Source organism: Vibrio sp. 05-20-BW147, assembly GCF_013369385.1.
Taxonomy (GTDB): Bacteria; Pseudomonadota; Gammaproteobacteria; order Enterobacterales; family Vibrionaceae; genus Vibrio; species Vibrio floridensis.
In genome coordinates, this window is the sequence record NZ_SZTO01000041.1 from 1 (window position 1) to 2,553 (window position 2,553).

A 2,553-nucleotide genomic window follows, 5' to 3' on the forward strand; every position below is an offset into this window, starting at 1 on the left:
ATCTTTTAACGATTGCGTAAAGTTTGATTTCCCGCAGTTGTCGCAAAACTTAGCACCACGTATGTTCATAAAAGTTATTAGCGCAACAATGGGGACAATTACAATCCAGAATTGATGTTTAAAAAAGCCCATCAAGTTAACAATGAACAAAAATAAAGCGCCTATCACGACAGAGAATGCTGGATAATATTTCCTCTTAAACTGTGTATTTTTATTCGCATAGAACAACACATAACCGAGGAGTGAAACACCCGCCCAAACACCAAAAGCTATTGGTACTTTTTCATCCATATCTACAATCCATCTTGTGAACATAACGCCCAATTAAGGGGTGAACAACGCCTCCACCCAACCTAAAATATTGTGCCATAAACACTAAATTTGAAGTAGAAGCAAAAATGCCAAGCGTTGTGAATCCCTCTTAAATTGCTTGTTAGCTTAATTTTCCCACTCTCTATTAAGCATACCGCCGTCTTCTAAGTACAGATCAATGGCTTTCTCACGCATTCTTAGCAAACGCTTGTCTGTATGCTTTTCTGGAAAGTCGTAAGAATCTAGATAAATCGCATGATACTTAAGTTGATCAACTATTGTATCTTCCCAAGCTTGATTCCAATCAGCTAACTCCAGTATCTGCTCGACAGCAAAGATGAGATTTGATACATAAAACTCATACTGAATGTATTCATCTCGATTGTCACAAAACTCGTAGTATCGAGGTGATGCCTCTGGGTAGCTAGCCAACGAGTACTTAGGGTTATCGAAAGCCAACTTTAAGTACCCCATATATTGACTCTGGGCATGTATCTCGTGAGCCTGAACTTTCGAGTTAGAATATTGCCGATACGCGACAATCAAAGCCCCACATGCCACAACCAACGTTGCAATCCCCGTAAAATCTGAAACAGATAATGACTGTAGCAAATTATAACTCCTATGATTTCCAATATTAAGCTAACGCTGCGTTAAGGGGTGAATGCCGCCTAAACCAACCTTCCGCAGACCACTTTCACCACCAAAACCAACCGCATACCAAAAATGCCACGCGGCATGAATCCCACTTTAACGCTTTGTTATGAGCCGGGCTTGAGATAAACACCCACTTCTCTAAATTGAGATTTCAAATCCAGCATTTGTATGTGGGCCAGTACTATTTGGAATAGATTAAACACTGCTGCTGCAAACATGCACCCTGCCACATAGCCAGACCACATTTGTTTGTCAGGCTGATATAACGTGTTGAAAGATAGAACAAAGAAAATGAGGCTAGAGAAACTTAATAGGTATTCATTACAACTATATAGGTACGAATTTGTCGAATAGTCATATTTGATTGTGACTTTTCCGCCTGCTCGAGCCAATTTTAGGTGAAGTGAGTTGCCTACAGTTTTATAAGATAAATCATTTCTATCAAGTACTTGCTCTACTTTATCCAACATTCTTCAATGTCCTCCATGACTATTGGTTTAGCTGTACCACTAGCGTTGGTACTGCAATTTCTACAACTGCGTTCAATATGTACGAGGCTCATAACGCCGCGTTAAGGGGCGCAGGCACGCAACACAAAAGTGACCGCATAACACCTTAACCGCTAAACAAACTGCAAACCAAAAATGCCACGCGTGCCAAGTCCCGCTTTAACGCTTTGTTAGGCAAATTTCTACTCTTTAATTATCTTTATCAGATCATCTTTAGATATTTTCGTATAACGTGAAAATAGCATTTCTAAGTCACGTTCCGATTTATCTCGCAAAACATAAGTGAAGTTTCCTTGGTCAGGGATCCTAATATGTACATTACCCAAATAAGCTACTTTTCCTGACGTCACTTCGAAAGGAATAGAAAACCTGTCCTTAGAAGAAACTTGAAGGGGCGCTACTAGCCGAAAAATATCATACTTGCCCTGAGGTAGTTCTAGAATCACTAGTCTCCCTTTTTCCTTTGAAGCCCAGTCTAAAGGGTTTCTGTTTGTCCATAATGTAACATCCCCTTTCTCTGTACCATCCTCATTTTGATACTGTAGAAAAAAGTTTTCCAAAATACCTTCAGTGGTAAAAGAAAAAACCACAAGACCTCTATTAGATTTTTCGTCTAAACGATAATCCAATGGTGCATTAAATGATGCACAAGAAGTAAGTGTTAAGGAGAGAACTATGTATATTAAGTATCGAATCATTTTAATTTCCATTTATTTGCCTAACGCCGCGTTAAGGGGTGCAGGCACGCAATACAAAAGCTACCGCACAGTGCCGTAACCACCAAATTCAACGCAAACTGAAAATGCCACGCGTGCCAAATCCCACTTAAACGCTTTGTTATGCTTAAGCTTCAACGCCCACATTTTTACCAAAACCAAGATTAACTCGGCTAGGATTAGCTAACAAAAAGCAAAACCTAAAAAACTGAAATGAATCATAGTTTTGAAAATCGAACTTTGAAATTTGGCTGCTTAAACTCAAAAACCTAAGTTAAAAGCTCTGATTGAGCCAACTGCCCTAACCTCGGGCTTGCTTGAAAACTGATTGAGGCAATTCTCTGAATTTTCAGCGCCAA

General features: G+C 39.5%; 5 protein-coding genes. All 5 read right to left on the minus strand.

From position 1 onward, the window contains the following. A partial coding sequence (locus tag FC652_RS19375) for a hypothetical protein (RefSeq protein WP_176299818.1) occupies positions 1-291 on the minus strand: 291 nt, incomplete at its 3' end. Positions 292-438: 147 nt separating this feature from the next. After that, on the minus strand, positions 439-924 hold the full coding sequence (locus FC652_RS19380) for a hypothetical protein (protein ID WP_176299819.1): 486 nt from the start codon (positions 922-924) through the stop codon (positions 439-441). A 30-nt stretch (positions 925-954) separates the two neighbouring features. Beyond that, positions 955-1,056: a DUF3265 domain-containing protein gene (locus FC652_RS19385; RefSeq protein WP_081947347.1), complete on the minus strand. Its 102-nt coding sequence runs from the start codon at positions 1,054-1,056 to the stop codon at positions 955-957. 17 nt (positions 1,057-1,073) lie between these two features. After that, on the minus strand, positions 1,074-1,439 hold the full coding sequence (locus FC652_RS19390; protein ID WP_176299820.1) for a hypothetical protein: 366 nt from the start codon (positions 1,437-1,439) through the stop codon (positions 1,074-1,076). Between the two features lie 221 nt (positions 1,440-1,660). After that, a complete protein-coding gene (locus FC652_RS19395; RefSeq protein ID WP_176299821.1) occupies positions 1,661-2,188 on the minus strand; it encodes a hypothetical protein in 528 nt (175 codons plus the stop codon). Positions 2,189-2,553 lie beyond the last annotated feature (365 nt).